The 25001-nt window shown below is 59.2% G+C and carries 34 protein-coding genes, 1 tRNA gene and 1 pseudogene; 15 read left to right on the forward strand and 21 right to left on the reverse strand.

All coding sequences use genetic code 11. The features are described 5' to 3' along the window. Positions 1 to 3: 3 nt before the first annotated feature. Together BMX37_RS00320 and BMX37_RS18360 are read right to left on the reverse strand one after the other, a co-directional pair. The gene (locus BMX37_RS00320; RefSeq protein WP_139197906.1) at positions 4 to 684 is read right to left on the reverse strand and encodes a hypothetical protein; all 681 of its coding nucleotides are present in this window, start codon (positions 682 to 684) and stop codon (positions 4 to 6) included. Then, entirely contained in the window at positions 684 to 1286 is a 603-nt protein-coding gene (locus BMX37_RS18360; RefSeq protein ID WP_139197908.1) for a hypothetical protein, read from the reverse strand. Before BMX37_RS18360 ends, BMX37_RS00320 begins: the two co-directional genes overlap by 1 nt. Positions 1287 to 1380: 94 nt before the next feature. Between BMX37_RS18360 and BMX37_RS00330 the strand changes: the two genes are divergently transcribed. Continuing rightward, on the forward strand, positions 1381 to 1839 hold the full coding sequence (locus BMX37_RS00330) for a hypothetical protein (RefSeq protein ID WP_093663510.1): 459 nt from the start codon (positions 1381 to 1383) through the stop codon (positions 1837 to 1839). Positions 1840 to 1847: 8 nt separating this feature from the next. Here BMX37_RS00330 and BMX37_RS00335 read toward each other — a convergent pair whose 3' ends face one another. Genes BMX37_RS00335 through BMX37_RS00370 form a run of 8 tightly spaced genes read right to left on the reverse strand, consistent with a single transcriptional unit; the run spans position 1848 to position 7279 of the window. Beyond that, a complete protein-coding gene (locus tag BMX37_RS00335) occupies positions 1848 to 4490 on the reverse strand; it encodes a tape measure protein (protein WP_093663511.1) in 2643 nt (880 codons plus the stop codon). Positions 4491 to 4546: 56 nt separating this feature from the next. Further along, positions 4547 to 4936, reverse strand: a complete 390-nt coding sequence (locus BMX37_RS00340; protein ID WP_093663512.1) for a phage tail assembly protein T — start codon at positions 4934 to 4936, stop codon at positions 4547 to 4549. Positions 4937 to 4974: 38 nt separating this feature from the next. Continuing rightward, a complete protein-coding gene (locus tag BMX37_RS00345; RefSeq protein ID WP_139197912.1) occupies positions 4975 to 5400 on the reverse strand; it encodes a hypothetical protein in 426 nt (141 codons plus the stop codon). Beyond that, entirely contained in the window at positions 5400 to 5822 is a 423-nt protein-coding gene (locus tag BMX37_RS00350) for a phage tail tube protein (protein ID WP_093663514.1), read from the reverse strand. Before BMX37_RS00350 ends, BMX37_RS00345 begins: the two co-directional genes overlap by 1 nt. A gap of 50 nt (positions 5823 to 5872) precedes the next feature. After that, on the reverse strand, positions 5873 to 6232 hold the full coding sequence (gene gp17, locus BMX37_RS00355; RefSeq protein WP_093663515.1) for a tail completion protein gp17: 360 nt from the start codon (positions 6230 to 6232) through the stop codon (positions 5873 to 5875). Beyond that, a complete protein-coding gene (locus BMX37_RS00360; RefSeq protein WP_093663516.1) occupies positions 6229 to 6690 on the reverse strand; it encodes an HK97-gp10 family putative phage morphogenesis protein in 462 nt (153 codons plus the stop codon). The genes gp17 and BMX37_RS00360 overlap by 4 nt, the downstream gene beginning before the upstream one ends. Then, complete coding sequence (locus BMX37_RS00365) at positions 6690 to 7004, reverse strand: phage head closure protein (RefSeq protein ID WP_093663517.1); 315 nt, start codon at positions 7002 to 7004, stop codon at positions 6690 to 6692. Before BMX37_RS00365 ends, BMX37_RS00360 begins: the two co-directional genes overlap by 1 nt. Then, a complete protein-coding gene (locus tag BMX37_RS00370) occupies positions 7001 to 7279 on the reverse strand; it encodes a head-tail connector protein (RefSeq protein ID WP_093663518.1) in 279 nt (92 codons plus the stop codon). Before BMX37_RS00370 ends, BMX37_RS00365 begins: the two co-directional genes overlap by 4 nt. Positions 7280 to 7377: 98 nt before the next feature. Between BMX37_RS00370 and BMX37_RS00375 the strand changes: the two genes are divergently transcribed. Next, positions 7378 to 7602: a hypothetical protein gene (locus tag BMX37_RS00375; RefSeq protein ID WP_093663519.1), complete on the forward strand. Its 225-nt coding sequence runs from the start codon at positions 7378 to 7380 to the stop codon at positions 7600 to 7602. Positions 7603 to 7666: 64 nt separating this feature from the next. Here BMX37_RS00375 and BMX37_RS00380 read toward each other — a convergent pair whose 3' ends face one another. The 3 genes from BMX37_RS00380 to BMX37_RS00390 all read right to left on the reverse strand — a co-directional run bounded on the left by BMX37_RS00380 (position 7667) and on the right by BMX37_RS00390 (position 10854). Then, complete coding sequence (locus BMX37_RS00380; RefSeq protein WP_093663520.1) at positions 7667 to 8833, reverse strand: phage major capsid protein; 1167 nt, start codon at positions 8831 to 8833, stop codon at positions 7667 to 7669. Positions 8834 to 8923: 90 nt separating this feature from the next. After that, positions 8924 to 9595 (reverse strand): HK97 family phage prohead protease, encoded by a 672-nt coding sequence (locus tag BMX37_RS00385; RefSeq protein WP_093663521.1) that lies wholly within the window; start codon positions 9593 to 9595, stop codon positions 8924 to 8926. Then, the gene (locus BMX37_RS00390) at positions 9592 to 10854 is read right to left on the reverse strand and encodes a phage portal protein (RefSeq protein WP_093663522.1); all 1263 of its coding nucleotides are present in this window, start codon (positions 10852 to 10854) and stop codon (positions 9592 to 9594) included. The genes BMX37_RS00385 and BMX37_RS00390 overlap by 4 nt, the downstream gene beginning before the upstream one ends. A gap of 24 nt (positions 10855 to 10878) precedes the next feature. Here BMX37_RS00390 and BMX37_RS00395 point away from each other — a divergent pair, with 24 nt between their 5' ends. After that, the gene (locus tag BMX37_RS00395; RefSeq protein ID WP_139197914.1) at positions 10879 to 11490 is read left to right on the forward strand and encodes a hypothetical protein; all 612 of its coding nucleotides are present in this window, start codon (positions 10879 to 10881) and stop codon (positions 11488 to 11490) included. A gap of 1 nt (position 11491) precedes the next feature. Here the strand turns inward: BMX37_RS00395 and BMX37_RS00400 are convergent, their stop codons facing one another. Beyond that, positions 11492 to 13189, reverse strand: coding sequence for a terminase large subunit (locus BMX37_RS00400; RefSeq protein WP_093663524.1), 1698 nt, complete (start codon positions 13187 to 13189; stop codon positions 11492 to 11494). A 2-nt stretch (positions 13190 to 13191) separates the two neighbouring features. Next, a complete protein-coding gene (locus BMX37_RS00405) occupies positions 13192 to 13491 on the reverse strand; it encodes a hypothetical protein (RefSeq protein ID WP_093663525.1) in 300 nt (99 codons plus the stop codon). Positions 13492 to 13586: 95 nt separating this feature from the next. Between BMX37_RS00405 and BMX37_RS00410 the strand changes: the two genes are divergently transcribed. Further along, positions 13587 to 14600, forward strand: a complete 1014-nt coding sequence (locus BMX37_RS00410; RefSeq protein WP_093663526.1) for a hypothetical protein — start codon at positions 13587 to 13589, stop codon at positions 14598 to 14600. A 310-nt stretch (positions 14601 to 14910) separates the two neighbouring features. Next, on the forward strand, positions 14911 to 15876 hold the full coding sequence (gene mauJ, locus BMX37_RS18365; RefSeq protein WP_139197916.1) for a methylamine utilization protein MauJ: 966 nt from the start codon (positions 14911 to 14913) through the stop codon (positions 15874 to 15876). 199 nt (positions 15877 to 16075) lie between these two features. Here the strand turns inward: mauJ and BMX37_RS00415 are convergent, their stop codons facing one another. Together BMX37_RS00415 and BMX37_RS19400 are read right to left on the reverse strand one after the other, a co-directional pair. Further along, on the reverse strand, positions 16076 to 16378 hold the full coding sequence (locus BMX37_RS00415; RefSeq protein WP_093663527.1) for a hypothetical protein: 303 nt from the start codon (positions 16376 to 16378) through the stop codon (positions 16076 to 16078). A 6-nt stretch (positions 16379 to 16384) separates the two neighbouring features. Beyond that, positions 16385 to 16681 (reverse strand): HNH endonuclease, encoded by a 297-nt coding sequence (locus BMX37_RS19400; protein ID WP_093663528.1) that lies wholly within the window; start codon positions 16679 to 16681, stop codon positions 16385 to 16387. A gap of 68 nt (positions 16682 to 16749) precedes the next feature. Here BMX37_RS19400 and BMX37_RS00425 point away from each other — a divergent pair, with 68 nt between their 5' ends. The 3 genes from BMX37_RS00425 (at position 16750) to BMX37_RS00435 (ending at position 18695) form a co-directional block, all read left to right on the forward strand. After that, positions 16750 to 17175 carry a hypothetical protein gene (locus tag BMX37_RS00425; protein ID WP_093663529.1) on the forward strand — a complete coding sequence of 142 codons (426 nt, stop codon included), beginning with the start codon at positions 16750 to 16752 and terminating at the stop codon, positions 17173 to 17175. Positions 17176 to 17590: 415 nt separating this feature from the next. Further along, positions 17591 to 18022 (forward strand): hypothetical protein, encoded by a 432-nt coding sequence (locus BMX37_RS00430; RefSeq protein ID WP_093663530.1) that lies wholly within the window; start codon positions 17591 to 17593, stop codon positions 18020 to 18022. A 109-nt stretch (positions 18023 to 18131) separates the two neighbouring features. After that, positions 18132 to 18695 carry a hypothetical protein gene (locus BMX37_RS00435; RefSeq protein WP_139197920.1) on the forward strand — a complete coding sequence of 188 codons (564 nt, stop codon included), beginning with the start codon at positions 18132 to 18134 and terminating at the stop codon, positions 18693 to 18695. 39 nt (positions 18696 to 18734) lie between these two features. Here BMX37_RS00435 and BMX37_RS00440 read toward each other — a convergent pair whose 3' ends face one another. Both BMX37_RS00440 and BMX37_RS00445 read right to left on the reverse strand, forming a co-directional pair. Beyond that, complete coding sequence (locus tag BMX37_RS00440) at positions 18735 to 19097, reverse strand: DUF2958 domain-containing protein (protein ID WP_244501318.1); 363 nt, start codon at positions 19095 to 19097, stop codon at positions 18735 to 18737. Further along, positions 19094 to 19423 (reverse strand): hypothetical protein, encoded by a 330-nt coding sequence (locus tag BMX37_RS00445; protein ID WP_093663532.1) that lies wholly within the window; start codon positions 19421 to 19423, stop codon positions 19094 to 19096. Before BMX37_RS00445 ends, BMX37_RS00440 begins: the two co-directional genes overlap by 4 nt. A 162-nt stretch (positions 19424 to 19585) precedes the next feature. Here BMX37_RS00445 and BMX37_RS00450 point away from each other — a divergent pair, with 162 nt between their 5' ends. Beyond that, positions 19586 to 19771: a hypothetical protein gene (locus BMX37_RS00450; protein WP_093663533.1), complete on the forward strand. Its 186-nt coding sequence runs from the start codon at positions 19586 to 19588 to the stop codon at positions 19769 to 19771. 81 nt (positions 19772 to 19852) lie between these two features. Here BMX37_RS00450 and BMX37_RS00455 read toward each other — a convergent pair whose 3' ends face one another. Next, entirely contained in the window at positions 19853 to 21463 is a 1611-nt protein-coding gene (locus BMX37_RS00455; RefSeq protein ID WP_093663534.1) for a recombinase family protein, read from the reverse strand. A gap of 53 nt (positions 21464 to 21516) precedes the next feature. On the opposite strand from BMX37_RS00455, the pseudogene BMX37_RS00460 reads away from it, so the two are divergent. The 3 genes and pseudogenes from BMX37_RS00460 to BMX37_RS00470 all read left to right on the forward strand — a co-directional run. Then, a pseudogene (locus BMX37_RS00460) lies at positions 21517 to 22020 on the forward strand (magnesium chelatase subunit ChlI family protein); the annotation flags it as partial. A gap of 74 nt (positions 22021 to 22094) precedes the next feature. Next, positions 22095 to 22535, forward strand: a complete 441-nt coding sequence (locus BMX37_RS00465; protein WP_212611372.1) for a DUF805 domain-containing protein — start codon at positions 22095 to 22097, stop codon at positions 22533 to 22535. 50 nt (positions 22536 to 22585) lie between these two features. After that, positions 22586 to 22670, forward strand: a tRNA-Leu gene (locus BMX37_RS00470). A 74-nt stretch (positions 22671 to 22744) separates the two neighbouring features. Here BMX37_RS00470 and BMX37_RS00475 read toward each other — a convergent pair. Further along, positions 22745 to 22948 carry a hypervirulence associated TUDOR domain-containing protein gene (locus BMX37_RS00475; RefSeq protein ID WP_093663535.1) on the reverse strand — a complete coding sequence of 68 codons (204 nt, stop codon included), beginning with the start codon at positions 22946 to 22948 and terminating at the stop codon, positions 22745 to 22747. A 162-nt stretch (positions 22949 to 23110) separates the two neighbouring features. On the opposite strand from BMX37_RS00475, the gene folE reads away from it, so the two are divergent. From folE to BMX37_RS00490, 3 genes are read left to right on the forward strand one after another with little or no spacing between them, the layout of a single operon-like run. Then, positions 23111 to 23731, forward strand: a complete 621-nt coding sequence (gene folE / locus BMX37_RS00480; protein WP_093663536.1) for a GTP cyclohydrolase I FolE — start codon at positions 23111 to 23113, stop codon at positions 23729 to 23731. Next, on the forward strand, positions 23728 to 24474 hold the full coding sequence (locus BMX37_RS00485; protein WP_093663537.1) for an SDR family oxidoreductase: 747 nt from the start codon (positions 23728 to 23730) through the stop codon (positions 24472 to 24474). Before folE ends, BMX37_RS00485 begins: the two co-directional genes overlap by 4 nt. After that, complete coding sequence (locus tag BMX37_RS00490) at positions 24467 to 24817, forward strand: dihydroneopterin aldolase (protein ID WP_093663538.1); 351 nt, start codon at positions 24467 to 24469, stop codon at positions 24815 to 24817. The genes BMX37_RS00485 and BMX37_RS00490 overlap by 8 nt, the downstream gene beginning before the upstream one ends. Positions 24818 to 25001 lie beyond the last annotated feature (184 nt).

Here is a 25001-nt window from a genome sequence, read left to right on the forward strand (position 1 = left end):
TCCTCAGTAGATGTTCACGCCATTAATCATCGTGCCGCCTGCGTCAAGGCGAGCCTGTACTACTGCCCATCCGGTCAAGTTCTGCTTGGTGGGTGCGGGATCGCCGTTGGCACAGCTTGTGGTATAGTCCTGACTGGCGTCGTTGGCATCAAAGCGCCTCTGGTCGAGGTAGTTGCTGCCCGTGGCATTGCTGATGAGCGATGCGTGACCTTCAATGGCCAGGGTGAATTGGTGGCTCAGGCCATCGTTGGTGATCTTGATGGTATCCATCGCGCCAACACGAACGCGACGGAATGCCCAAGTCGCTGGTGTGCCAGGAACCGATGGAGCGATCATCAGCGCGCGCCACAGGGTCGCGTTGCGACCCTGATACTCATCGGGATAGACCGATGCTGCGCTGATGGCGGTGCTGGGTGCGCTGGGAATGGCCAAGCTGATTTCCAGTGCGTCACTGCCGCTCATCGAAAAGCTGTTGTCACCGATGTTGAGGACGACGCCGTGAACAAGCGGATCAAACTCCTTGCCGTTGAGTACACTGTCGGTGCTGCCCTGAACTTCCAGCCTGTGCGAGCCAGTCCAGATATTGATTGTCTCGCTCTTGAACTCCAGCGAGGCCATGAGTGCCGTGGTGATACCCGCCGCTTCAAGTAGCGCGACTAATTCAGCGTTTGTACCAGAGCGCATTAGATGGCCTCCTTGGCAATGATGGAAGGAAATGTGGGATAGCCGTCTGTGTCGCAATCAAACGCCGGGGTGTCCGACGTTGTTAGACGAAACAGCCCGCTTGGATTGGCGAAGTTGACCGCTGCGCCGTTGGCGTAGTTCGCGCGCAACATGGGTTCAAACTCCACAAGAAGCTGACCATTGGCATCTGCGTTGACCGGCGCAGCCGTGACCCGGAGCAACTGGTCGCCAAGCTGAAAGAAGTGCCCCACAGATAGCCCGCTGGCCGCATTAGCTGCCCAGCCTGATAGCTTGACGTTGTTGCCATAGGCGTAGGCAGCCGCAGCTAGAACCCGCCCTGTAAGAGCGTTTCTGGTGCGAGCGCGGGGTGTGTAGCGGAACGTGCCTGCTTGTCCCCTCAGACTATCAAGCCATGCCTGGATGACAGTGGCCTGAGCGAGGTTCATCCGAGGCCACGTGAAATCCAGGTTCCACTGCGACGCGGTATGAACCACCTGTGTGGCATAGGTGTGAGGACTCTCCATCACCGCTTGACGATGGTTTAGTTGTAGCTTTTCGCGTGCGGGGGCTTTCGTGGGGAAGGATAGCGGATATGTTGCCATCCATTACTTAGCAGTACGGTACGTTGGCTTTCAGCTTGACCCACACCGTTTCGCCCCGCACAGTTGCTCAACAGACTTGGGGGGTTCCACTGCTATGTTGACTGCGGCGCTGGCGATTCTCCTTCAAGCTCAATCCGGCATGGGCGGACCTGAGTTGTGGAGGGGGCTGACCTACGGCATGACAAAGGGGCAAGCCGACGAGATCATGCCCCAGAAGGAAGTTGATCTTCTATCAAATTGCCGCGCTTCGGTCATAAAAGACTTTGCCGGAAACCGCCTGTCGGCAGTCGTTTTGCGTCCCAAATGGATACTGGCCAAGAACGACTGCTCGGCTCCAATCCTAGCAAGTCTCCAGCAGAAGTACGGAACGCCTACTCGAGACGTAATCACCGAGCCGGGAAATAGCTTGATGGCATCCGAGGACTACGATACCTATGTCTGGCAGACTGAAAAACTGTTTGTTGTTTTCAAGTCTCAGATCGGTGGCCGGAAATGGAACCTGACGTATCGGCTCCCCACCACCTCCTCCGTGGAACACGTGGACGGGTTGTAATCCGTGGCTTACATCCTCGGCCGCTGTAGCTTGCTCAGGGTGTGATTGGCCGCGTTCTGATTAATCAGGGGCATCATCTCCGCAATGGCAGCGGTGGCCATGGCTTTGACTGCCGCTGGATCGTTGCTGGTGATGGCACCGAAGGTCACGTTCATGGCAGGCTGACCGCCACCGCGAACGCTATCCAGCTTATGGTTGGGCGTAACGTGGAAGGGACCGCCAATATCGACCTCTTCCGGTCCATGCTCACCAACGAGGTAGCGGCCACGATTACCCATGCCGCCGTTGGCCTTGCCCGTGACACCGGGCTTGCCGGTGACTGCGCCCGTGATGCCGCTGACCAACGCGCCAAACAGCCCGCCACCGCCGCCGCTCGTACCGCCACCGAACAGGAGGTTGCCCAGCGGCTTGATGAGCATCTGCTGGAGAGCGATTTGAAGCAGGCCATCGATCACGGTGTCGGCCATGCTGGAGAAGGCATCGCCCAGGCTGTGAACGCCCTTGATGGCGTCGAGCAAACCGCTTTGTAGACCCTGTAGGCCCTGAACCTCGACGTTCTCCAACGCCTCGTTGATCTCGTCGGCACCCTGAGGAATGCTATCCAGATAACCGGCCATCGGCCCCATGTTCTGGCGATCAATCGACTTGGCCTCACCGGCTCGCAGCTTGGGGAGGAGGTCCAGACGTGCTTGCGCGATCTTCTTCTCGGCTTCCGTGCTGTCACGGCTGGCGATGATGGCTTCCAGTGCCAGCTTTTCTTGCGCCATGCGGAGGTCGAGCAAACGGTACTCAACAGCACGACGATCTTTCGCCGTGCGAGCCATGCCGCTCTCAAGTTGCGCCAACTCCTCAGCGTTGGAGAGGTCGGCGTTCTTTAGCTTCAACGCCTCCTGCTGATTGAACTCCGCTTCATCCAGTGTGATCTTCTGGCGGCGATTGGCGGTGATGCGCTCCTCAATTGCCTTGAGTTCATCGGCCTGTGACTGACTGTACTTTTTGCTGCCTTGTGGGCCGTCCTTGTCAATCTGGTCGATGCGGCTCTTGCGGTCCTGCTCAAGCTGCTGACGCTCAAAGTCGAACCGCTCTTTGCCCACGGTGGCCAGAGCGGCTTTGGTGTCTAGTTCTTCCCGTTCACTGCGGTTCTTATCAGCCTTGAACGCTTCGTTGTTGCGGCGTTGCTCTTCTGCCTCGCGATCAGCCTGCTTCTGTGCTCGCTCGGCTTCACGCTGCTTCTTGTTGCGCTCACGCTCTGCTGACTTTGCGGCCTTCTCGTCCTTGGGCTTGGGCGGAGCCTTGCCAGTGCCACGCTCGATATTGCGACCGGCCTTGATATCTGCTTGTACCTTACTGCCCACGCCCTGTAGCTGGGCATCGGTCAGACCCTTGCCGGTGAAGTTCCTGTAGTCCTTGCCGCCGTGAGTGCGGATGGCGCGGATCAGCTTGTCACGACCGGACTGGACCTTGGAGCGGTTGTAACCCGCCTCGTAATCATCGCCCATGTGCCACTGCTGGATGAGTGGCGTTTCGTGGAAGTGGGGCATGTTCTTGCCGCCAGCGCGATCCTGGGCGCGATTGATGACGCGCTTGATGCCATTCTCGATGCGAGTGCCGAAATTGTCGGCGTCGGCATATAGGTTGTGGGCGTTGTCGATGAAGCGGAGTAGGTTGCCAATGGTCTGGCGAGTGTTAGCGGCATCCCTGCGGATGAAATCGAACACGTTGGCGGCATGGTCACCCAGAGGATTGAATACGTTGTTCAGGCCCTCGAAATTGGCGCGGATATCGACACCAACCTCTTCTGCGACGTGAGTAAGCGACTCCATCATGTCGTTGCCCTCAGTCAGGCCCTCCACGATGCCGTTGCTGATGCCCGATCCGCGATCAAATGCGCTAACGAGGTCGATCAGGCTGTTCTCCATGAGAGTCTTGGACTGCTCAAAGGTAACGGGCAGTTCCTTAAACTCGCTATCTACTTGGGAGGTCATTTTGGTATCAACGAGCGAGTCATAGAGCATCTTGCTCGTCAGCTTGCCTTCGCTAGCCATCTTCTTGAGTTCTGCGCGACTGACACCAAGGCTGTCTGTGAACACGCGAACCAGTCGGGGAGAGGCATCCAGAATCTGACCCAGTTCTTCCCACTGGACGTTGGTGCTGCTGAGAGCCTGACCCATCTGGAGCGTGGCAGACTGGACGGCGTTGGTGTCAGCGCCACCTACCTTTAGTGCCTTGCTGAACGTCTCGACGGCGCGGGCATTGTCAGCCTGACTGCGACCCAGTTCCTTGCTGGTGGGCATGAACTTGGCGTAGAGGTCGCTGATGTCGCTGATGCCGCTGCGCGTCTCCTTGGCGATATCGCGGACATCGCGCATTGCGATGCCCTGGTTGCCAAACGTGGCAGTTGCCAACCGGGTCTGCGCCTCCATCTTCTTGGAGGCGTCGGCCAGTTCCAGATACTTCTTCGCACCATCGATGGCTTTGTCCGCAACGAACACGGCGGCGAAGCCTTTGACCGCCGTCGATGCGCGGTTCATGCCCTGCTCGATGGCGCGGCTTGCTCGATCTGTGCTTTTGGTAGCGCGCTCTAGCCCACTGATAAAAGCGGCGCTGTTAAGGGACATATTGGCGTATAGTTCGCCGATCTTCTGAGCCATGGACCCTCCCGGAGTCGTGATGTTGACGCGGGAGAGTCCTGTTGACGTGCCGCCAACTACTTAGTTGGCTTGGCCTTCTTTGGTGTTCTGGGCTTGCGTGGCGTCTTCCCTGGCGCGGGCAGTGTGGCCACTTCCACGACCTCCTCACCAATCACCTCATCGGCTTCCAACCTGACTGTCTTGCCCATGAAGAAGTCTTTGATGTTTTCGTCCAGTTCCTCAGGCGTGGGATCAATGGTCTGGTGGCGTTGTGGATCGCGTTCGATAAAGCGCGGGGCTTTGCTGCCCTTCTTGGCGTTTATGTTGAAGAGGAGGTTGAGACCCAGTTCGGTGCGATGATCTTCGACCAGACAACCCCAGGGTTCTAGCTGATAGAACGCATACCAGCCGGTAAGCTCTTCGGCTGTCATGCTCTCCAACTCGGCTAGGGTCTTACCCAGACCCATAGCCAAGCGGTATTGGAACAGCTTTCGAGGATTAGACCTCAGTCTTTTTTTTCGGCCTCGATGAGCGCGTTGGGATTCTTGTCGTAGTGGTTGATCTCGTTGACCGCTTCATAGATGCGCGTGACTGCCAATTTGGACCACTGACCAAAGATGGGAATGTCCTGCTCCGTGAAGATGGTCTGGCCGTTCTCATCAATGATGCTGTGGACGATAGCGAGGATCGCCATATCCAGCGGTGCTGGTTCGGTAAGGCCCTTCCGCTCATCGGCTGGCAGGGCTTGGTCAAACTCCCAGTCACGTACCGCGTCCTGGTATGCCCAGATGCGTTCAAAGTACGCCGTGCGGGTGTTGACGCTCATCTGCTGGATGCGGACCTCGGCGTCCGGTCCCATTTCTGGAACCGGAACGTCACGAGTGGGCAGCTTAGCCGATAGAAGCGCAGAGCGGCTGAGCAATAGGGCCATTAGACGCCTGCTGCTACGGTTTCGGTCATCGCGCCGGTGACTTCCAGGTTGCTGGTGGCCTTGACCACCTCGTCCTGATTGCCGCCACGCTCAAAGGTCAGCACGTAGGCAGTGAACTCGTACTTGGTGCCGTCGCTAAGGGTGACGCGGAACTTGGTAGCTGCGCGGGTATTGCGAGCGGCGCGCATAGCGGCCTGACCAGCATCCTTGGGGAGGAAGATCAGCGAGACACTGACCTGACCCTCATCGGGCAGGCCCATTGCCTTTTCCTTGGCATCGCTGTCGAAGTCCGTGGTGTCGATGACAGCCGCGCTGCCGCCGCCCATGCCGCTGAAGTCGGTGAAGCCTTTGACCTGAACGTAGGTGCTTCCCGAGGTGTTGATTTCCAGCTTGGTCTTAGCTGTATTGATTCCTGTGGCCATTGTTGGCTTCTCCTTATGGGGCAGGCCAACAAACGGGCACTGCCATCTACTTATTCCTTGTGGCTGACCTTGAACTCCAAGTTGATCCGGGTGAGTGCGACATTGTTGGTGAGGTCGCTCAAGTCCTGCTCGTTGACCAGTTGGCAATCATCCAATGTGTCATCGCTGTAGCCATCCAGCTTCTTTCTGATGCTGCTGGCCAGTGATCGGGCGAGGTCGAAGTCCAGTGCGTACACGTCCACCCTGAACGTGGGCATCGCGTTGCCAGTGGGGCCATCGAAGTCGCGCAATCTGGTAGTGCTGACGCGGCTGTAGATGACGAATGGCGCTTTCACGCCCTGTGGCGCATTCACGGGGAAGACGCTGGGACAGACAGTACGTAGAAGAGAGGTTAGCTTGGCCTCGATCATGTGCGGGCCTTTCTGGCCGCTTTGTCGATGGCCTTCTTGAGTTCATCCTGTAGTGCCTGGACGACACGACCCGCCACTTCATCGATAGCGGGCTTGAACCACGGCCTTGCGGGTTCATGCTCAGTGCCAAACTCGCTGAACCGACCCCAGAACGCGCTACCAGTTGTGACCTTGTAGCTGACTGTGTGTTGCCTGCGGCTGCGGACCTTGCGCGTCTTGATGTTCTGCTTGAGCCGTCCATAGTCGGCGCTGTTCTGAGTGCCGTCCTTGTTGCGCCAAGTGCGTTTGGTGGGTTGATCGCCCTTGGGAGCCTTGGCCTTAACGGCATCCCGCATCACGTTGGTAGCTTTACGCAGGCCCTCTGTGCCAGCCTTGGTCGCCACGGGTGGTCCAAGCTCTTTGAGAGCCTTTTCCAACTCCTTGAAGCCGTCCATGCGGAAGTCCTGACGGCTGGCCATCAGATCGCCCTCACGAGCAGCGCCAAGCCCTCGCGATTACCTAGTTCTTCCACCTGGACGACGGAGTAGCGACGATCACCGCACGCCACCTCCATGCTGGCCGTCACGTCTTGGCGCCATCGGATGCGGAACTTGGCCTCAATGGCGTCGGTCATGCCCGCTGCGCGGGTGGCCTCTCGCAGATTGAGGCTTTCCTGTGCCGCCCAGACCGTTCCACCGCTGCGCCAGCCTATTTTGGTCGTGCCGGTGTCGCTTACCGTCTCGACGGGGCGGTAGAGGGTCAGGCGGCGATTGAGCGCCCCTGCGTCGATCACAGCACACCCAGGCGATAGGGGTTCAGGAGGCGGTGAAAGGTCTTCTCACCGACGGTCTGACCCTCGCGGTTGCGATAGAGGTCAGCGACGAACACGGCGATGGCCGCTTTGATGCCCTGTGGGCATGTCTCAGGGATGAGGATCAGGCCGGTATAGGCTTCCGCCTGTTCCTGGGCGCTGCGGATTAGAAGATCAAAGGTGCTATCCTCATCGTCAGTCTCGACGCGGCACCAGAGTTTGACTTCCTCAGCGGTAATGACGGGGATGGTTTCCATCCACTACTTAGTCAAACGCGCTAATTGCCAGGAGCGACAAGCCTCACCGCGCGTTACCTTGACGCAGGCACAAGCCTGTAGCTTTATGAGGATGCCCTATGGCTCGCCCTGTCACTCAGATTGCCGACGACCTGGAAGCCCTGGAAGGTACACTGCGACTTGCCTTCACTGAGATGGATCGCTTGATCCGTGAAGGACGCAACGAGGATACTGTCATGGACAAACCTGGTGCGAAGATGGAGTTCTACGCTGAGGATGGCCGCGAGCTAAACCTGTCAAAACTAGCAGCGGAACTGCGTGAACACGCGGCGAAGGAAGACTGATAGAAACGTCGAGAGTAGCGTAGAGAGAGGGGCGGATTTCTGCCCCTCTCTCTAGGGGTTCAGCTTATGCCGACACCTTGAGCGTGATGAAGGCCTGCTTGTCCTTGACCATGCCACCCAGGCGCTTGGTGCTGTAGAACAGCACGAAGGGCTTCTTAGTGAATGGATCGCGGAGGACGCGAACGCCGATGCGATCAGCGATCAGGTAGCCCTGCTTGAAGTCACCGAAGATCATCGGCAGCTTGCCAGCAGCAACAGCGTCCATTTCGCCCAATTCGGTCACTGCGTAACCGGCCAGGGTCGAAGGCTGACCAGCGACAAGCGAAGGCTGCCACAGGTAGTTGCCGGTGCTGTCCTTGAGGGTGCGAACCGATGCCATGGTACTGGACGCACAAGCAAAGCGGGCGTTTTGGCGGTAAGGCGATGCCAGACCGTAGATCATGCTGAACAGGAAGTCCGCGTTTGCGGGCAGGTTAGCTGCCACGCCAGTCTTGACCTGTGCGATGCCGTCGGTGGCAAGAATGCCCTTGGGCTTGTTGACGCCATCGCCTGCGATGAACGCTGCGTTCTCCTTAATAGCGAAAACACGAGCCACTTCCTCGGTGAGCAGCGCTTCCACGTTGACCGAAAGGTCATCAAGAGCGCGCTGCGATACGCCGGGGTTGGCGTAAATCTCGCCCATTGGGACGCGGGTCTCGCTCAGAGTTGGCGTTGCGGTCTCAGGACGCGCATCGGTCTCACCAACCCAGCCAGCCTCGGTGCCGTGGAGATTGCTGAGGAAGCGGTAATCGTCGGTGGAAACTTGGACGACGCTTGCCAGCGCACGGATCGGGCTGAGGTACTCAAGCTGGGTAAACAGACCAGCCTCTACCTGCTTGGGCAGCAGATAACCGCCGTTAGCGCCCTCTGGGGTGCCGCCGGTGTTGGTGATTGCCTTCTGCTCCAGTGCCTCCAGGTTGCTGTCGATGCCCTTACGCATGAAGCCGTTGAAAGCCTTGGCGTGTGCGTCCTCGTCAGCGTTGACGGTTGCGCCTGGACGGTTGGACTTCTTCGCAACGTCAGTGACGGTGGACTGAAGACCGGCAACCACTTCGTTAAGGCGTTCCAGCTTCTCGGTGGTCAGTACGTCTGCGCTGCCCTTGCTTTCAATTTGAGCAATGCGGCTGTCGTTGGTGTTCTTGAACTCCTCGAAGGCGCTGGCCAGCGAGGCAATGTCATTGAGATCGGCCATTATGGGCTCCTTTGTCTCGGTTGTTTTCACGCAACTGAGACGCCAGAATCCCTCCGTTCCTCGTTTGCTAATCTACTTATCAAACAGCGATCATGCGGCGCGCATCTTACCGATCAGGCTGCTAATTGCGTCACTGACCGCCTTCTTGTCCGCCAGTTCCTTCTTGCTCTCGAACTGGCTGGCGACCGCGATGCTCTCGCTCTTTGACAGTCCACAATCGCGAAGTAGCTGTTCCAGATCGCGGACACTCATATCCACACCTGCGGACTTGACCGCCTGGACGCGGGCCTTGACGTTTGCTGGTAGGGTGACGACACTGACCTCAATGAGGTCAACTGCCGTTAGGGTGCGAAGTGGGTCATCCTGCGTGGCGCGTAAGTCAAAGGACTTGGCGCGGAAGCCGATACTCAGTCCGCTGATCGCGCCGCTCTTCAATGCCGTGTAGGTGTCCCGACCCATCGAGGTATCGAGAAGCTGACCAGTGACCTTGAGGCCGTGACTGTCCTCTTCCATGCCAGTCCACACGCCGATGGGGAGGCTATCCCAGGCATCGTGGTTCAACAGCATCAGTGGCAGCGTTCCAGCCGCCTTATGCTCTGCTAGGCTCTCCGCGAACGCACCAGCGGCAATGACATCGCCGTAGCTGTCCACGTTACCAAAGACGCTGCCATAGCCGCTGAACGTCATCTTGCCGTCAGCCTCGTCTACGCCGTCGATCTTACATTCCAGGCGCGCGATGGCCTTCTGCTCAATGGGGTTCACTCTGCTACCTCGTTATTGTTGTTGTTCTGGGAGGTGGGATTGGGGGCCTTGTTGGCTCCGCCGAATAGGTTGGCCGCTGGAGCCAGTTCGTCCGCAGCAGGATCAAGACTGCGCGACATGTCTTCCTTGGCGCGAACCTCATTGGCCGTAATCGCGCCAATGGTTCGCATCGTCTGGTAGTAGGTGGCTCGCTCGGTGTGGCTGGCGCGCAGGAGTGCGTTGGCGTTGAGCTTGATGCTGTAGCCAGCCAACAGTTCGTCGCGGGTAAGAAGCGCCACTTCGGCGCTCTGCTCAAACCGCTCGTACCACGGCATCAGTGTGTGGGTGAGGTGAGCAAGAAACAACTGCTCAACGCTGTTGTAGCTGGTGCTGTCCTCGCCCTCCATGACCATGATGGGCAGGACACGCATAAAACGGCAGATTTCTTTGATGAGGAACTTGCGCGTCTCGATCCACTGCGCTTCGTTGGCCGTGGACGTGACAGCCGTGAACTCCAAGTCGAACGGCAACATCACAGTCTTGTGGCTGTTGCCCGAACCCTGATGCTGAGCAGCCCACAGCGTCTTGATCTCGTCGCGCTGCTCTTTGGTCAGTGGCTGAGTGCCGGGACGAGTGGTTAGTAGACCACCCGGACGACCATTGTTTTCAAAGAAGCTGGTGCCAAACCGCTCAGTGGCTTGGCTAAGTCCGATTGCCTTACTGGCCAGACGGATCGCATCCATGCCGCGAACGCCATCCCAAGATGGACCGCGAATGTGCCAGATGTCGTCAGCAGGGACGTTGAGGGTCTTTCCACCCTGGAACGTCACGTCGTAACTGACAGACAAGTCATCGGCCTGCTTGACCGACACACTGTTGGGCAGGAGCGCGTAAAGCTCTACTACCTTGCCACCAACCCGGTTCTTGAACACATAGGCATTGTTGGTCAGTGCGAGGTGAAAACCGATCTGCTCGCGTAGTTCAAAGCTGGTCTGCCAGTCGTTAGGCTTGCGGTTTAGCAGGAAGAACAGCGGGTGCTCTTTGGCTTCAACGGGCGAACCCGCGCTGTCCTCCTTGAAGACCTTACAAGGGACCTGTGCCAGGCCCTCCGCAATGACACGAGCGCAGCAGATGACCGCTCCGACTTCAATGGCCGTCGATACGCTGACATCCTCGCCAGCAACACGGGCGTTGCCCATGGCGCGGAGTAGATCAACTGTCGTGGTAATGACCTGATCGCTCTTGCGTTCAAGCCCGAAATACTGGAGTAGTTTGCCCATCCATTACTTAGCAAGGACGGAAGAATGAACCTAGCCCAGTTTGCGTCACTGGTGGGTCCATCGATTGCGACTTTAATGGCTATCTTCGCTCTAGTGGTTGTGCGCGGAACCAAAGTCTCGGAATTCAGACAAAAGTGGATTGACGATCAGCGTGGCGACATAGCCGTTGTAATATCTGAATCCTCGAAGTTGGCTGGTACGTCGCCAGTCTCGGTGGGGAGCATGAGCGCCTTCGATCTGGCCAGCGCACGCATCAAGCTTCGTGAAAAGCCGCCTCAGACAGGTGTACGATGGCTGATCCGAAAAATTACCTTCAGATCGGTTGGGCCAGAATGGGCGCTACCGATTGCCGTAATCGACGACATCAGAGGCATCGTTCTCGGAACCTCATCCAACAACTTGGGCGACCAACAGAACGAGCTAATCAGGCTTGCGCGAATCAAGCTAAAAGGAGAGTGGGAGCGCGTTCGCGCTGGCGAGATCGGTTACAAGCTGCTCCTCCTTCTCGCCGCCTTGCTCGCCCTAGGGCCACTTATGCCTCTCCTCGCAGCAATGTTGGATAGCTTTATCCAGACAGGGAACATGCCTTCGCCATCACAGATGTTGAACAACTCGGGCTATGCGACGGGAAAATAGGCTAGTCCAGGATATCGATCCACACTTCTTGCGGAGCGGGAGCGGCAACAGATGCCAGACCTAGCGCCATTAGCAGCGATACGAAGCCATCGATCTTGAGGTGATCCTGACGCACTGGCTTGATGGGCTTGATAAATTCTCCATGATGCTTGGCTACCACGTTGCCCACCATCCAGCGCATCATGCGATTGCCAGTATGCTTGAGTTGACCCAGTGCGATCAGCTTCTCGAAACGCCCCATTGGTGGACTCATGTTCTGGAAGTTCTGTGGATAGGTCAGCACTGGCACGTCGTGCTGTTCGCGAAGCCGCTGGCTGAGGTTGGCGGCTTGCCACTGGTCAACGGCTACGCCCTCGACACGAAACTGGCCGCACAACTCCAGGATCTTGGCTTCCACGGCCGCGAAGTCCGTTTCGTCGTTGGGTGTGAGGATTAGGTCCGGACGTTCGCCAGCGGACCATTCCCGGTATGCCACGGCGTTCTTGGGGGATCGCTGGACGGCCATCTCTGGCAGCATGATCGTGGGATACAGGTGGTAGGTTGGCTCGCCACCCGTGGCGCTGGGCACCTCCACGAGCAGCACGATTGCCGTGGTATCGAGGAGGCGGCTAAGGTCGGCACCGATCCAGGCGCGATAGTTCTGCCCAACCGCGTCTGCGAATGGGATCGCGTCGCCATTGGCGTCCCAATCCTTCATGTTGACCCAAGCGGTGCTGCTGGACTGCCAGACGTTGAGGTGCTTGGTCAGTAGGCCGGGCTTCTCGCTGGGCACATCAAGGGCGGTTTGGTGGAGTTCGCGAAGGCGCGCTTCCGTGAAGCTGACGCCCACGTTGGGATTGGCCTTCTTCCAGACCTCGAAATCCCGCCAGTCGTCGTCTTTGTCGATGGTGTAGATGGCGCTGAAACGGCGAATATCGGTCAACTCACCGGATAGCACCTGCTCGCACTGCGCCTGGAGCAATCGGCAGTCACCGGCCTCGTTGAACCCTGCCGTCGTGATCGTAATGAGCAGCGGCTGGGTTCTGGCTCCCATGCCGGTTCGCATCGTCTCGCGCTGACGGGCGAAGTTGTCGTTTTCGTGCGCCTCATCCAGGATGGCGAGGTGGGGGTTCGATCCGTCGGGCGGATTGCCGATCATGGGTTCGAGGAAGCTGCCGTCGTGCGTCTCGATCTTTTTCTTGGTGACCCTGGCGCCCCAGTGGGTGACGAACGCAGGAGCCTTCTGCGCCATGTCTCGACAAGGCTGGAAGCAATAGTCGGCCTGCTTGAGGGCCGTTGCGCCGATGTAAACCTGCGCTCGCTGCTCGTAATCCGCGACCAGCATGTAGAGGGCGATCACGGCAGCGAACGTGCTTTTGCCGTTCTTCCTGGGGATGAAGATAAAGGCTTCGCGATGCTTGCGATGGCCCTGAGCATCCACGAGGCCGAATAGCGCCGTGAGTATCCATACCTGCCACGGCTCCAGCTTGAGTTTGAGCTTCTTGGCCGCCAGCGGGCCTTCCAAGTATGGGAATGTCTCCGCGAATTGGCAGACGCGCTCCACCTTGGCCGCGTTGAGCGTCCAGGTGTCGCCATTCACGTCATCGAGGAAGCGTTGGCAGGAGGTGCGGATTTGCCAGCAGGCAGGGATCAGGCCAGCGACGACCTGCTGCGCGTAGTGGACTGCTACGGTGGCGAAATGCCCTTTGCCCTGGCGCACGGTTAGGCGTCGGGCAGAGCGCCGTAGGGGTTAGCTTCTGCCGATAGGGGGTTGGCGATCGTGCCGGTGGTGGTGCGAGCCGCTAGACCGCTAATGCCCAGCAGTTCAGCCAGCTTGCGGACCTCGCTGAGGTATGCGCCACGGGGAACATCACCGCTGGCAAAGATGGCGCGGCACTGCGCTTCCAGGGAGCAATAGCGCGCGAACGTGCTGGCGTGGCTATTGTTGACGCCATTGGCGACGACGTGTTCGATCTCCTCGAACCACACGTCCTTGGCCGCTGCCGTCAGGTAATCGGGCATCACGGGCTTACTGGCAGGGCCAGTATCATGGGGTTGCTTTGGTTTTGGTCCTCGCTTCACCTACTACTTATGCGAGGATCGGGAGGTGGAACGGCATGCGCGATTTGGATGAATGGACGAAGCGGAATCTGCTCATCAACAAAGAGCTTGATGAGGCGGACCCGATCTGGGGGCAGCCTGCGCGAGTGTATAACTCTGTCCAAGGCGGATGGGTTGTGCTTAGCGACAGGTCCGGCACGTACATGTGCGCTCCCGGATTACGCGAGAGTATCCAGCATTGGTCGCCGGAAAAGAAGGCCAATCTGACATCGTGGATCAACGAACAAAACCGCCTCGGCGAACCTTTTCCGAAGTTGCTACCCCAAGCGCTTGAAGAGGCTTGGAGTGCCAAGCCCAAACGGTTTAGGGAAAAAGTCGACCAATTCTTTCGGTATCTACAATCCATTGGCTACAGGCCCGGTGATTACATACTGCCTAGCCAGGTTGAGAACTCCACGGACAATCATCCGGCCGAACATGCGATCATGCGCTGGACGGAGGCTGCGACAGAGCGGGAATTGAGAGGTCTGTTCAGCACTCTCGTCTCCGAAGGGCTGATGGAGAACCAACATGGTTTGCGGCTCACTGGACGTGGCCTAAGCCGAATGGATGATCTTGATGCGACCGGCGCGGAGACGGATCAGGTGTTCGTTGCGATGTGGTTTGGCGATGAGATGAGCGAGGTGTACGAGAAAGGCATCGTGCCGGCGTTGGCCGAGGTGGGCTACAAGGCATTTCGCATCGATCAAAAGGAACATGCCAACAAGATCGATGATGAAATAATCGCGGAGATTAGACGATCCCGCTTTGTCGTCGCGGACTTCACATGCGGTACTGTTCCTGGAGAGGGAGGCGCTGTTGGGGTACCGCGCGGTGGTGTGTATTATGAAGCGGGCTTCGCTCAGGGCCTCGGTATGCCGGTAATTTGGACGGTGCGCCAAGACCAGATTGGCCTTGTCCACTTTGACACCCGTCAGTTCAACCATATCGCGTGGACGGACGCCGACGATTTGCGCGTTCGTTTGAGCCGTCGCGTTGCGGCGGTAGTGGGCGAGCGGCGGGCTAGATGACATGGGGCGGCAAACGCCGCCCCATCAGTTATTCCCATCCTTGGTCCCAGAATACCCATGGCCTACGTTGCGGGACGTTCACTCATTGCTGGCGCGCCTTCTCACTTCAAATCGCGGGCGGGGGCACGGCAGCGAGCAGGATGGGCGTTACTGGGATCGTGACCACCGACCCCCATGAAGCAACGTCGCTTGCCCTTACGCTTTTACTTAGCGACGCAGCTATTGCGCCTGCCACAGACGGCGATACGTTGGCTAAATGGAAGAACGTGATGGCAATTCGCGGCAGCTAGGCCAGACTCCTGATAACAACATGAGCATTTCGCTCGACCAGCTTGGCGCGCCGGGGGTTCACGGTATCATTGAAATTGTCCCACTGTTCACAGATGAGCATGGGAAAGCACCCGAGCCGAAACAATGCCCGAAAGGGGTTCACGAGTTTAAGGTGAAAGCCCGCTTGGCTAAGTCGCCGGGTCAGTTGACCCTAAAGGGGGACTTCGGACTCGGCGACGGGGAGTCCTATCTCACGGTATCTAACGAGGTGGCTAGGCTGGAAGTTGGTGGCTTCGGCGGTCTTCTCAAGTTTCATCGGAACTCGCTGGGTGAACTATCGACAGTAAACGCTGACTTGTTAGCCGAATCGTCACAGGAAGCGCATAACCTCTTTGTAACTCAGCTAACGGCCTTTCTGGACAGATTAAGTTACCTCGCGTCAATACCATTGTTTGTTGACCTAGTGGTGGTTGCCGAGCCGGCAACTGACCGTCAGTCGATGTACTTTGTGTCGCCGCCGCGATCGTCGCAGATTAACGCTGGAGGTGAGACACTCCACGTAGAAATGGCTCCGGTATATGCCTTGTACAGAGAGGCGCAAAACTCAGTCAGTCCATACTATAGGGTCTTGTGCCTATTCAAGATTATGGAAGGACTACTTCTTTCGCTACGATCAGAGATGAGAAAGCGTGCCAGAAGTGCTGGGGTGGAACTCAACAAAGTTAAGTCTTTTGTACCAGATCATCCGGACTTGCCTAGCGGGCTTAAGGGTTACGTTGGTAAGCCAATCAAGGACGTCTTCGACAATTTCTTACAGAAGGAGTTTCGAGATGCGATGGCTCACTTCAATCTCAAGGGGCGCCATCCACTGAACGTGAGCGCCCATGATACGTGGCGCAGATTTGTCGACGTAGCTTTTTTGTCGGATTTGTGCGCTCGCGTTCTAATCGCCCAACACGAACAGCTTCTTACGTCGTTTGATGGTTCGCTGCCAGGCTTGAGATGAGGAGGTATTTTATCTCAGATTCGCGCCTTCCTGAGGGGGTGGTTGTGGCACAGAACGGGCATCTGGCAGATTATGACGCCCCCTCGTCACCGCTCCTCAACTGAACCGACCAGGACGCCCAAACCGGGTTCATTCAGGGCAGGGGCAACCAGAGTGCGTCCTGGTTGCTGAGGAGCCGTGTTGCCCCTCACAGGGCGTCTTAGGGCAGGCTGAGCCGGAACAGCAGGGCAGTGGTCTTGTCGCCAAAGACGTAGGTGGCCGCCGCCATTTCACTCTGACCATCCCATGTCAGGTAGACGTTCTGGAGGTGCTGGGGATCGCGCCGTAGATGGTCGCGTAAAGTGGAGCGACCATGATCGAGCAACCGTAGACGGAGTGGGGCCAGTTGGTTGCGGACCTCCCGCTCGATCACTGCTGGGCAAGCGTGCTGGATCAGCCAGCTATAAGTTAGGCGAGTGATGCGGCTGATGTTGACGAGGTGGCGAACCTTTGTTGTCGGCATGGCGGCCTAGTACCCCCGCCTGATGCGCCGAATGTCTTGCCGCGTCTTGTCTTGGTGGCAGGGCTTACAAAGGCTCTGCGTGTTGTCCCAGTGATCCAACCCACCTAACGCCCTGGGCTTGATGTGATCGACTTCCACGGCAGGCGTGACCAGTCCCTTGACCGCGCAGTGTCGGCACAGGGGTTCAGCATTGATGCGGCGATTGCGGAGCGCCTTCCACTCCTTGCCATAACCGATAAGCAAGTTGACTTTGGCTGGCTGGCTCTGTGGCGCGATGTTAAAACGAGGCGTTCTTGTGGGCACATTCTACTTAGCAGCCCATGCTCTTGCTAGACGGAGCGTAGAATAGGGCGGCAACCGATTCACCGAATATGGCTGTGGGCATTGTCGCCGACAGCGCGGTATGCCAGACAGCGCGTAATACCACGGGGGATGTAATGGCTTTGAAGGGGTTGATAAGGCTTTGGCTGGTGGTGACGTTAATTGGCGTCCCTGCGATGACGATCCGGGACTATAGCAAAGCCAGCCGCCTGTGGGGTGATATCAATCAGTCGATCTACGATCAATGTGCGCGCGATGCCGAGGCTGTTGGTGACTACAATCCTCATGGCGACTGTATCCACTCACGCGGCGGGTACAAGAACGTCTACCAGCATGAGAACGAGACGGCTGTATCGTGGTGGGCAAAGGGCTTGGGACTATTCTTTTTGGTAGATCTGGTCCTGACTGGCCTCTTAGTAGCGGGGTTCTTGGTACTCCGGTGGGTTATGCGAGGGTTCAGGCAGAAGCCGGAGTGAACGGTCAATGACTGCTCGCATCCCAGGCATCCAGTCGTGCCAGAAAGTCATATAGCCGCTGTTCCTCATAGCCCTGCGTTAGCGCGTCTATATCGCTGAACAACTGCGCCAACTGCTCATTCCTAGTTGGCAAAGTGATGGCTTCGGTCAGCGCATCAGCGGCACACTCTAGCTGAATGCGTGGTCGGATTGGGAAAGTGAGAATAGTAGCCGTCATGTGGTCGGTCCCTGTGGTCGCTTTGTGTAGACGGCAGTACGGTCAGCGGTTCATCCTTTCTAGCAAAGACTCTGGGAGAGGGGCCTTTGCGACGAACCGTTGAAAAACTGGCAATCTGTGGTCGCAACTGGCGTCATGCGGCAGCAGACGATTGGAACAGGGCGCAACTAGGCGCACTGCTAGATCGGAGACTACGACATGGCCAAGTTCAACCCCTCGATGCTGATCCCGGCCTCGCAGGTTGCGGAGTTCAGCAAGCAGGGCGCAGCGCGCACCGTCCAGCAGGTCGCCCTGGATAACATCGCTAAGATGAAGGAGCAGTTTGGCGCAGGCGATGCCGCCGAGGGCAAGGTCAACTTCAAGGTCGCAGGGGATCGGGTGGCGTTCACGATCCGCGTCAGCAACACGGCGCTTACGTTGGAGCGTACGAAGGTCCAGGACACCGACGTTGATGTCAAGGAGATGACCGTCCCCAAGGCCAACTTCATCGAAGCACTCGACTTCTACGGCGATCGCATCAAGGCCGGTGAATATGATGCCCAGTTGACCGGACTAGCCGACAAGAAGGCACTGCGTACCGCCAAGATGCGTGAGACGCGCAAGGGCAAGAAGGAGGCGCAGCCCTCGTAACAGGGGCATCTCCCCCAACACCACGGCCCCGGCATTACCTCCGGGGCCTTTTTGTTGACAGAGTGGTAAGGGCTGTTGCCTAACTGCGCGGCATCAAATGGAGGTGAGCATGAGCTGGTTGAGCCTGATCGACAAAAAGCTGGGAACGAACTTCGATGCCCCTCAGTACGATCCCAAGAAGGGCCGCGCCAAGCTGGTCAAGCAGATCGAAACAGCGGCATCGCAGCATAGCGAGGGCAAGACCCCTCCGTCACGTAGCTGGAAAGCTGGTGGTACGGAGGCTGATCCAGCGGTGCGCTACAGCGCCAAGGTAGATGGTAAGCCCGTGCTGCTCGATGGCGATGCCACCGTCTACGTTCCTGCCTCTCGCTTCCAGGATTTTCTCAAGCACCTGAAAACGGCGGTCGAAGCCGGTGAGTTGGACAAGGAAATCAAGGCCGCACTCGATGGCAAGAAGCCGGTGACTACTGGCTCTACCACCCGCGCGCCACGTAGCAGCACCGGTCTGGGGTCGCGTTCGCAGCCCGACAATGCGGACTGGATGGCCAAGTTCATCGAGAAGTATGGTGAGGCTCCTGGCGAGGGCTACGTGCCCAACAGCAAGGGAACCAAGTGGGTCAGCGCCGCAAACGCTGCTCGTGGTCAACGGGCCGCTACTGCGCGACACGGCTGACATGGCGAAGCCCCGGAGTGATGCTCCGGGGCTTCTCGGTTACGCTTTGATGTAGCCCAGTTGTCGGCTCTCGGTGGCGTAGGCGCTCAGGGTCTTCGTGGCCGCCCAGTGAATGTCACGCTCCACTCGCAAGCCGCCCGGTCCGACCACCTCCCAAATCTCGTTGAGATCGACGTATCCCAATTCTGGCGTGCCCATGCCCAGGTCGGCCAGCCCGAACGCCAGGTAGTCGTCGTCCATCTCCGAGAGCAGCCATGTGCCGCTCGTCCACGGCAAAAAGAGCTTACAGACTGGCTGGAAGTCACGCTCCTTGCGCGTCCCCTTTAGCGGCTCTTGCTCCCGGTAATTGGCAAGGAGTTGCTGAGCAGCATCGGTGCCGAGCAGACGAATGAGATTCATCATGCGTCCTTCCCCGGAATGATGCGCTTGGGCATAAGCGTGGGGTTGTGATCCGACCACACCACGTTGTGGCTCAACCATTCCGGTATCCAGTCCCAATCCCAGCACCTGTCCCACTGGTCCTCGCGTACCTCGTTCCAGTCCTGACAGGCGGCATCAACCCAGCCGATCACCGTCAGCCGCAAGTGGCTGGTGCCCAGTCGTTCGCGAGCGGCTTGTACCTGGGCGCGCTTGCCCTTTACCCCACCGCGATTGTTGAGCAGTTCAAACACTGCCTCCCAGAGTGCTGCGGCAGCTTCCAGCCGCATTGTGTCCGTGACTTCTTTCATGTGGCGCTCCTATTTGTCGGGCCACAGGAACAGAAGACATCACAGGGTAGGGAGGACAACCAGTTTTCTGGTTCTGGAAGAAGAATTCAACTCTGGTGATTTTATGGTCGCACTGGCAGGCTTCTGGCTACAGATGGATTGGGTACAAAGGAGTTGCCCAACATGGTACACGCTCAGATCGACCTCAACGCACTGGCCCAATTTGTGGACACCACGCTCGATTACAGCGCCGACTATGAAGAGGATTGCTTCTGCTTCGACTTCCGCGGTGCGCGCATCTATTGCGAACGCCACCGCAACTGCTTCAAGCTAGAGGTTGCTGGCGAGGCGTTCCAACTGCCCCGCTGATCCCCACAAAAGCCCGTACAGGGTCAGAGAGAAGGAGCGGGGACCAGCACCCCGCTCTTCCTGTCTGCCCCTCACAGGGGCTTATTCCGTCGCTTGCTGGTAGGTGGTCTGACCCTCAAGCATCTTGCCCGTCGCATCAAACAGCCACCAGGAATGATCGTCAGGCTCGATGCGGAAACATCCGGTGTTGGTAATCAGAATGCGCTTGATAAGGCGGCGCAGGGCCATGTTGGCCTTGCCGCGCGCATAGGAGCGTACCTCGTCCCACTCGCTGTTCAACTCGTCTTTGACTAACTCGATCAGCGTGGCATCGTCATAGTAGGAGGGGAGAGACTGCTGAATGGCAATGGCGCGCTGCGCCTCCTCCACAAGTGCGGTCTGCTGCTCGACTTCCGCCTCCAGGGTCGCGATGCGAGCCATCACGGTTTTGGAGCCACCTTCCTCAAGCGCCTCAATCAGATTGTTGAGTCTGGCTTGCGTGACATCCTTCTGCCGCTCTGCTTCGGCAACTCGCTCCCTGGCAGCGGCGTGGTGCTTGTCCTCAAGCTGGCGGTCAACAAGTTGCGGCAGCATCTCGTTCAGCACTGTGGCTTCTATCACGTCGTAGCTGAGGATCGTCCCGTTATCGCAGTGGTGCTTTCGTCGCGCACGATCACAGCGCATACGCCGGTTGTCGTTGCGCTTGTAGGTCACGACCACCCCGTTCTTACGGGTATAGGTCTGCCCCTTGTCGATCTGGTGCCGGAAATGAGCGCCGCCGCCGCACTGCTCGCAGAACACCATGCCCTGTAGCAGATTGCGATTGAAGTTCTCCTTCTCGGTCTTCTGGTTTCCCTTACGCATTGCCAGCGCGGCTTGTGCTTGGTTGAACTTGCTGGCGCTGATCGCTTGGGGGTAGAAGTCGGCCGAGACCGTTTTGCCGTCCATCGTCACATATTCGCCAAGGACTGTACGCTTGGTCAGCAGCCGATAGATGTAGCTGTAGAACCAGCCGTTCTTGGCGCGCTCACTCTTCTCAGGGGTCCAGCGTGGTTCATCGCGCGCATTGAGGAGCGTCACGATGCGATGGATGCCAACGCCATTGATGTAGAGGTTGTAGATTTCGTTCAGGAGAGCGGTACGCTTGGCGTTCAGCACCATCTTTCCGTCGAGCATATCGACCCAATGTGGCCGGTGAGGAATTGGAGCGGTCTGGGTGCCATCGGCCATTCGCTCGAACCGCTTTTGCCATGATGCGCTGGTACGGCGGCTCTTCTTCTCGCTCTCGTCGTGTGCCTGCTGCGCTAGGATGATGACCTTGAACAGGTCGATCATCTCGCCTTCATTGCCGGCCCGGTAGATATGCGCGTCGTGGAAGGTCGCCACATCCACACCGGCTTCGTTCAGCGCCCAGATTAGCTGCGCGGCGGCCTTGGCTCCCTGGCGGCTCAGTCGGTCGATATTCTCGACTACCAACACTTTGCCCCGATGAAGCTGGTTACGCGCTTCTAGCTCAAATTGGTGGAGGGCTGACCCTTCCAAGCGATTGCTGCCGTGGAACGCGCTGCGGCCCTCGTCACTGATCGTTGCTTCGACCGTCCAGCCATTCTCCGAAGCGAACTGCCCACCTAGCGTTTGTTGACGTTCTAGGGAGTATCCCTTGCTCTGCTCGGCACTGGAGAAACGTGAATAGATGATCGCAGTTTGAGGCATTGCCCGGCCCTCGCATACATGGCGTTGCCGGTCAGTTTACGTGTCGCGCAAACCGGGTTCAGCTGATCGCGGCGATGAACCCGTGCCGGTGCGGTCATCTGGGCGATGCGAGCCTGGCCTGTGCCAGGGCACCGAAATGCGCGGCCGACTACCAGGCAAAGGTGTCCGGCCCGCTGCTCGACCGAATCGACCTGCATGTCGATGTAGCGGCGGTCACGGCGGCGGATCTGGTGTTGCCGCCGGCGGCCGAAGGATCGGCGGAGGTCGCGGCGCGGGTCGCGGCGGCCCGCGCCATCCAGACGGAGCGGTATCGGGATGAACCGGTGCGGACCAACGCGGAGGCCGATGGTCCGTTGCTCGAACGCACGGCGACACCGGACGAGGCTGGGCGCGCATTGCTCGCTCAGGCTGCCGCGGCGATGCGGTTGACCGCCCGCGGTTACACCCGTGTTCTCCGGACGAGCCGGACCATCGCCGACTTGGCGGGCGCCGAAGAGGTTGGCCGACTGCATGTTGCGGAGGCGCTCAGCTACCGCCGGCGTGCGCCGACCAACTGACGCTTGCGCATGGCTTGCCTGCCACGCCCAGTCGCGGCAGGTTCACCCCTCACGCATGAACAGGGAGCAGTGCGATGGATTGGGGCGAGGCAGTGGGCTGGATGATCCTGCCGATCAAACGATACTTCCATTTCGGCGGTCGTTCGCGGCGCAAGGAATATTGGATGTATTTCCTTTTCACGATCATCCTGGGCATCATCGCGGGTATCATCGACGTGTTGCTCGGCTTCGGTTCCGCCGCCACCTATGCGGAACCCGGCCGCATCGGCGCCAGTGCGACCAGCAGCGGGCCGATCTCCGGCCTGGTCTCGCTCGGCCTCATCATTCCCAGCATCTCGGTCGCGTTTCGGCGCCTGCACGATACGGACCGCAGCGCATGGTGGCTGTTGCTGATCTTTATCCCAATCCTGGGGTGGATCGCGCTCTTGGTATTCTACTGCCAGGAAGGGACGCGTGGGCCCAATCGCTTTGGCCAGGATCCGAAGGGCGCAAACCTGACGGAGGTGTTTGGCTGATCCACCGCTTGCAGGGGCGTGCGTGCTGGGCTAGCGAGCGGGCGTCGCAGGCCCCTGTGGCGAAATTGGTAGACGCATTCGACTCAAAATCGAACGCCGAAAGGCATGCTGGTTCGAGTCCGGCCAGGGGCACCACATCTCGCGAACGGCACCGGTGACAGCTCCGTGGAGCGTGTCACCGGGGGCTGATCGATCTCCCGGTCCGAGACCTACGCCTTTTTCAGCGCGTCCGGTTTGTGCGCGGCCTTTCCGCCATTGTCGCTTTTAACGATGAACTGCGGGTCGTCCTTGGACGCGCGCACGGTGTGGCCCTTGATCTTGGTGTCGCTGGTCTGCTTCTTCTCGACCGTGCCATGCGCCTCGCCGCCGTGCGACTTCCACGTGACCTTGTCGCCTGTCTTCACGTCCGCCATGTCCGCTCTCCCGATTGTGGTGCTGCATCAAACCCGGCGCATCGGTCGTTGGTTGCAGAACGCTGTTGACTTGGGCGGTGCGGCCGTTCGATCCGGCGGCGGGGAGAAGTGAAGCAATGATCGTTCGCCAAATCGACCGCGCCCTTCCAAGGACGTCCGCCCGTGGCTGAGGCATCGCCGGAGGACGGCGACCTGATCGCGGCGCCGGCCGGCGCCGAGGTGCCGGACGATGTGGCGGAGGCGATCCGCACCCTGATCCGCTGGGCCGGGGACGACCCCACGCGCGAAGGGCTGATCGACACGCCCCGCCGCGTGGCGAAGGCGTGGAAGGAATATTGCTCCGGCTATGCCGACGATCCCTCGCGCCATCTCGAACGGGTGTTCGAGGAGGTCGGCGGCTATGACGAGATCGTGCTGCTGAAGGACATTCCGTTCCAGTCGCACTGCGAACATCACATGGCGCCGATCATCGGCCGTGCGCATATCGCCTATCTGCCCTGCGACCATGTGGTCGGCATATCGAAGCTGGCGCGGGTGCTGCACGGTTTCGCCAGGCGATTGCAGGTGCAGGAGCGGCTGACGGCAGAAGTCGCGGATTGCATCTGGAACCACCTGAAGCCGCTGGGCGTCGCGGTGGTGATCGAGGCGAGCCACGCGTGCATGACCGCGCGCGGCGTGCGCACGCCGGGTGTCGCGATGACGACCAGCCGGATGATGGGCGTGTTCCGCGACGATGACCGCAGCCGCAAGGAAGTGCTCGCCCTGATGGGGCTGGGCGGGTGAGCCGCACCGTCCTGGTGACGGGCGGCGCGAAACGGATCGGGGCGGCGATCGTCCGACAGCTGGCGGCGGCGGGATATCACACGATCATCCACCACCACGCGTCCGCCGACGAAGCGGCCAGCCTGGCGAAGGAGGTCGGCGCTGTCGGCGTCGTGTCCGGTGACCTGTCGGATACTGCAGGGACAGCGGAACTGTTCGCGCGCGCGGTCGCGCTGGCCGGTGGACCCATCGATGCGCTGGTCAATTCCGCGTCCGAATTCAGCTTCGATCGGCCGGAGCGGATCGATCCGACGCTTGCCGCGCGGCTCTTTGCCGTGAACTGCACGGCGCCGACCCTGCTGGCCTCCGCTTTGGCGGCGCAATCCATCACTGACGGCGCAGTGGTGAACATCCTGGATCAGAAGCTCGCCAATCCGAACCCGGACTTCTTCTCCTACACACTCGCGAAAACGGCGCTGGAGGGGGCGACGACGCTGATGGCGCAGGCCTTCGCGCCCCGCGTCCGGGTCAACGCGGTCTCTCCCGGCCTGACCCTGCCGAGCGGCGACCAGAGCGCGGCCGAGTTCGACCGGGTCAGTCGCCGGAATCTGCTGCAACGCCCCGTCGGTGCGGATGCGGTGGCGGACGCCGTGGTCTGGCTGCTGGGCGCGCGTAGCGTCACCGGGCAGACGGTGTTCGTGGATTGCGGCCAGCGCTTCATGAAGCGGGACGGCGACGTCATGTTCGAGGGACGCGATGCCTGAATACACCACGATCCTGGACGGGCTGGAGGTGACGATGCGGTTGGGCATCCATCCGCATGAAGCGGCGCCGCAACGCGTGCGCCTGTCGGTCTGGATGACCGTGTCCTACTCGCGACAGCCGTCCGGCGACCGGATCGAGGAGGTGCTGGATTACGACTTCGTTCGGGCAGGCGTCCACCGGATCGCGGCAGGGGAGGGCTTTGCGCTTCAGGAAACGCTGGTCGATGCGGTGGCTTCGCTGTGCCTCGGCGATCCGCGCGTGCGGTCGGTGCGGGTGCGGTCGGAGAAGATGAATATTTATCCGGATGCGACCGTCGGATGCGAGGTTGTTCGGACACGCTAGGGGCGTTGGGAGGGCTGAGCGCCTCGAGGGGCGGAGGCGGAAGTGGCACGGCCGGGCCTTCCGCCTGCGGCAGCACGCCGTATCCCGGCCACAACACGGCGCGGTGAACTGACTTCGGCTCATGCACACGGGCTGCCAACGGCCGGACACCCGCGCCTGTCCGACCAGAGGCTGTACGTCGAGC

The sequence above is a fragment of the Sphingomonas gellani genome, assembly GCF_900110035.1.
Lineage (GTDB): Bacteria > Pseudomonadota > Alphaproteobacteria > Sphingomonadales > Sphingomonadaceae > Sphingomonas > Sphingomonas gellani.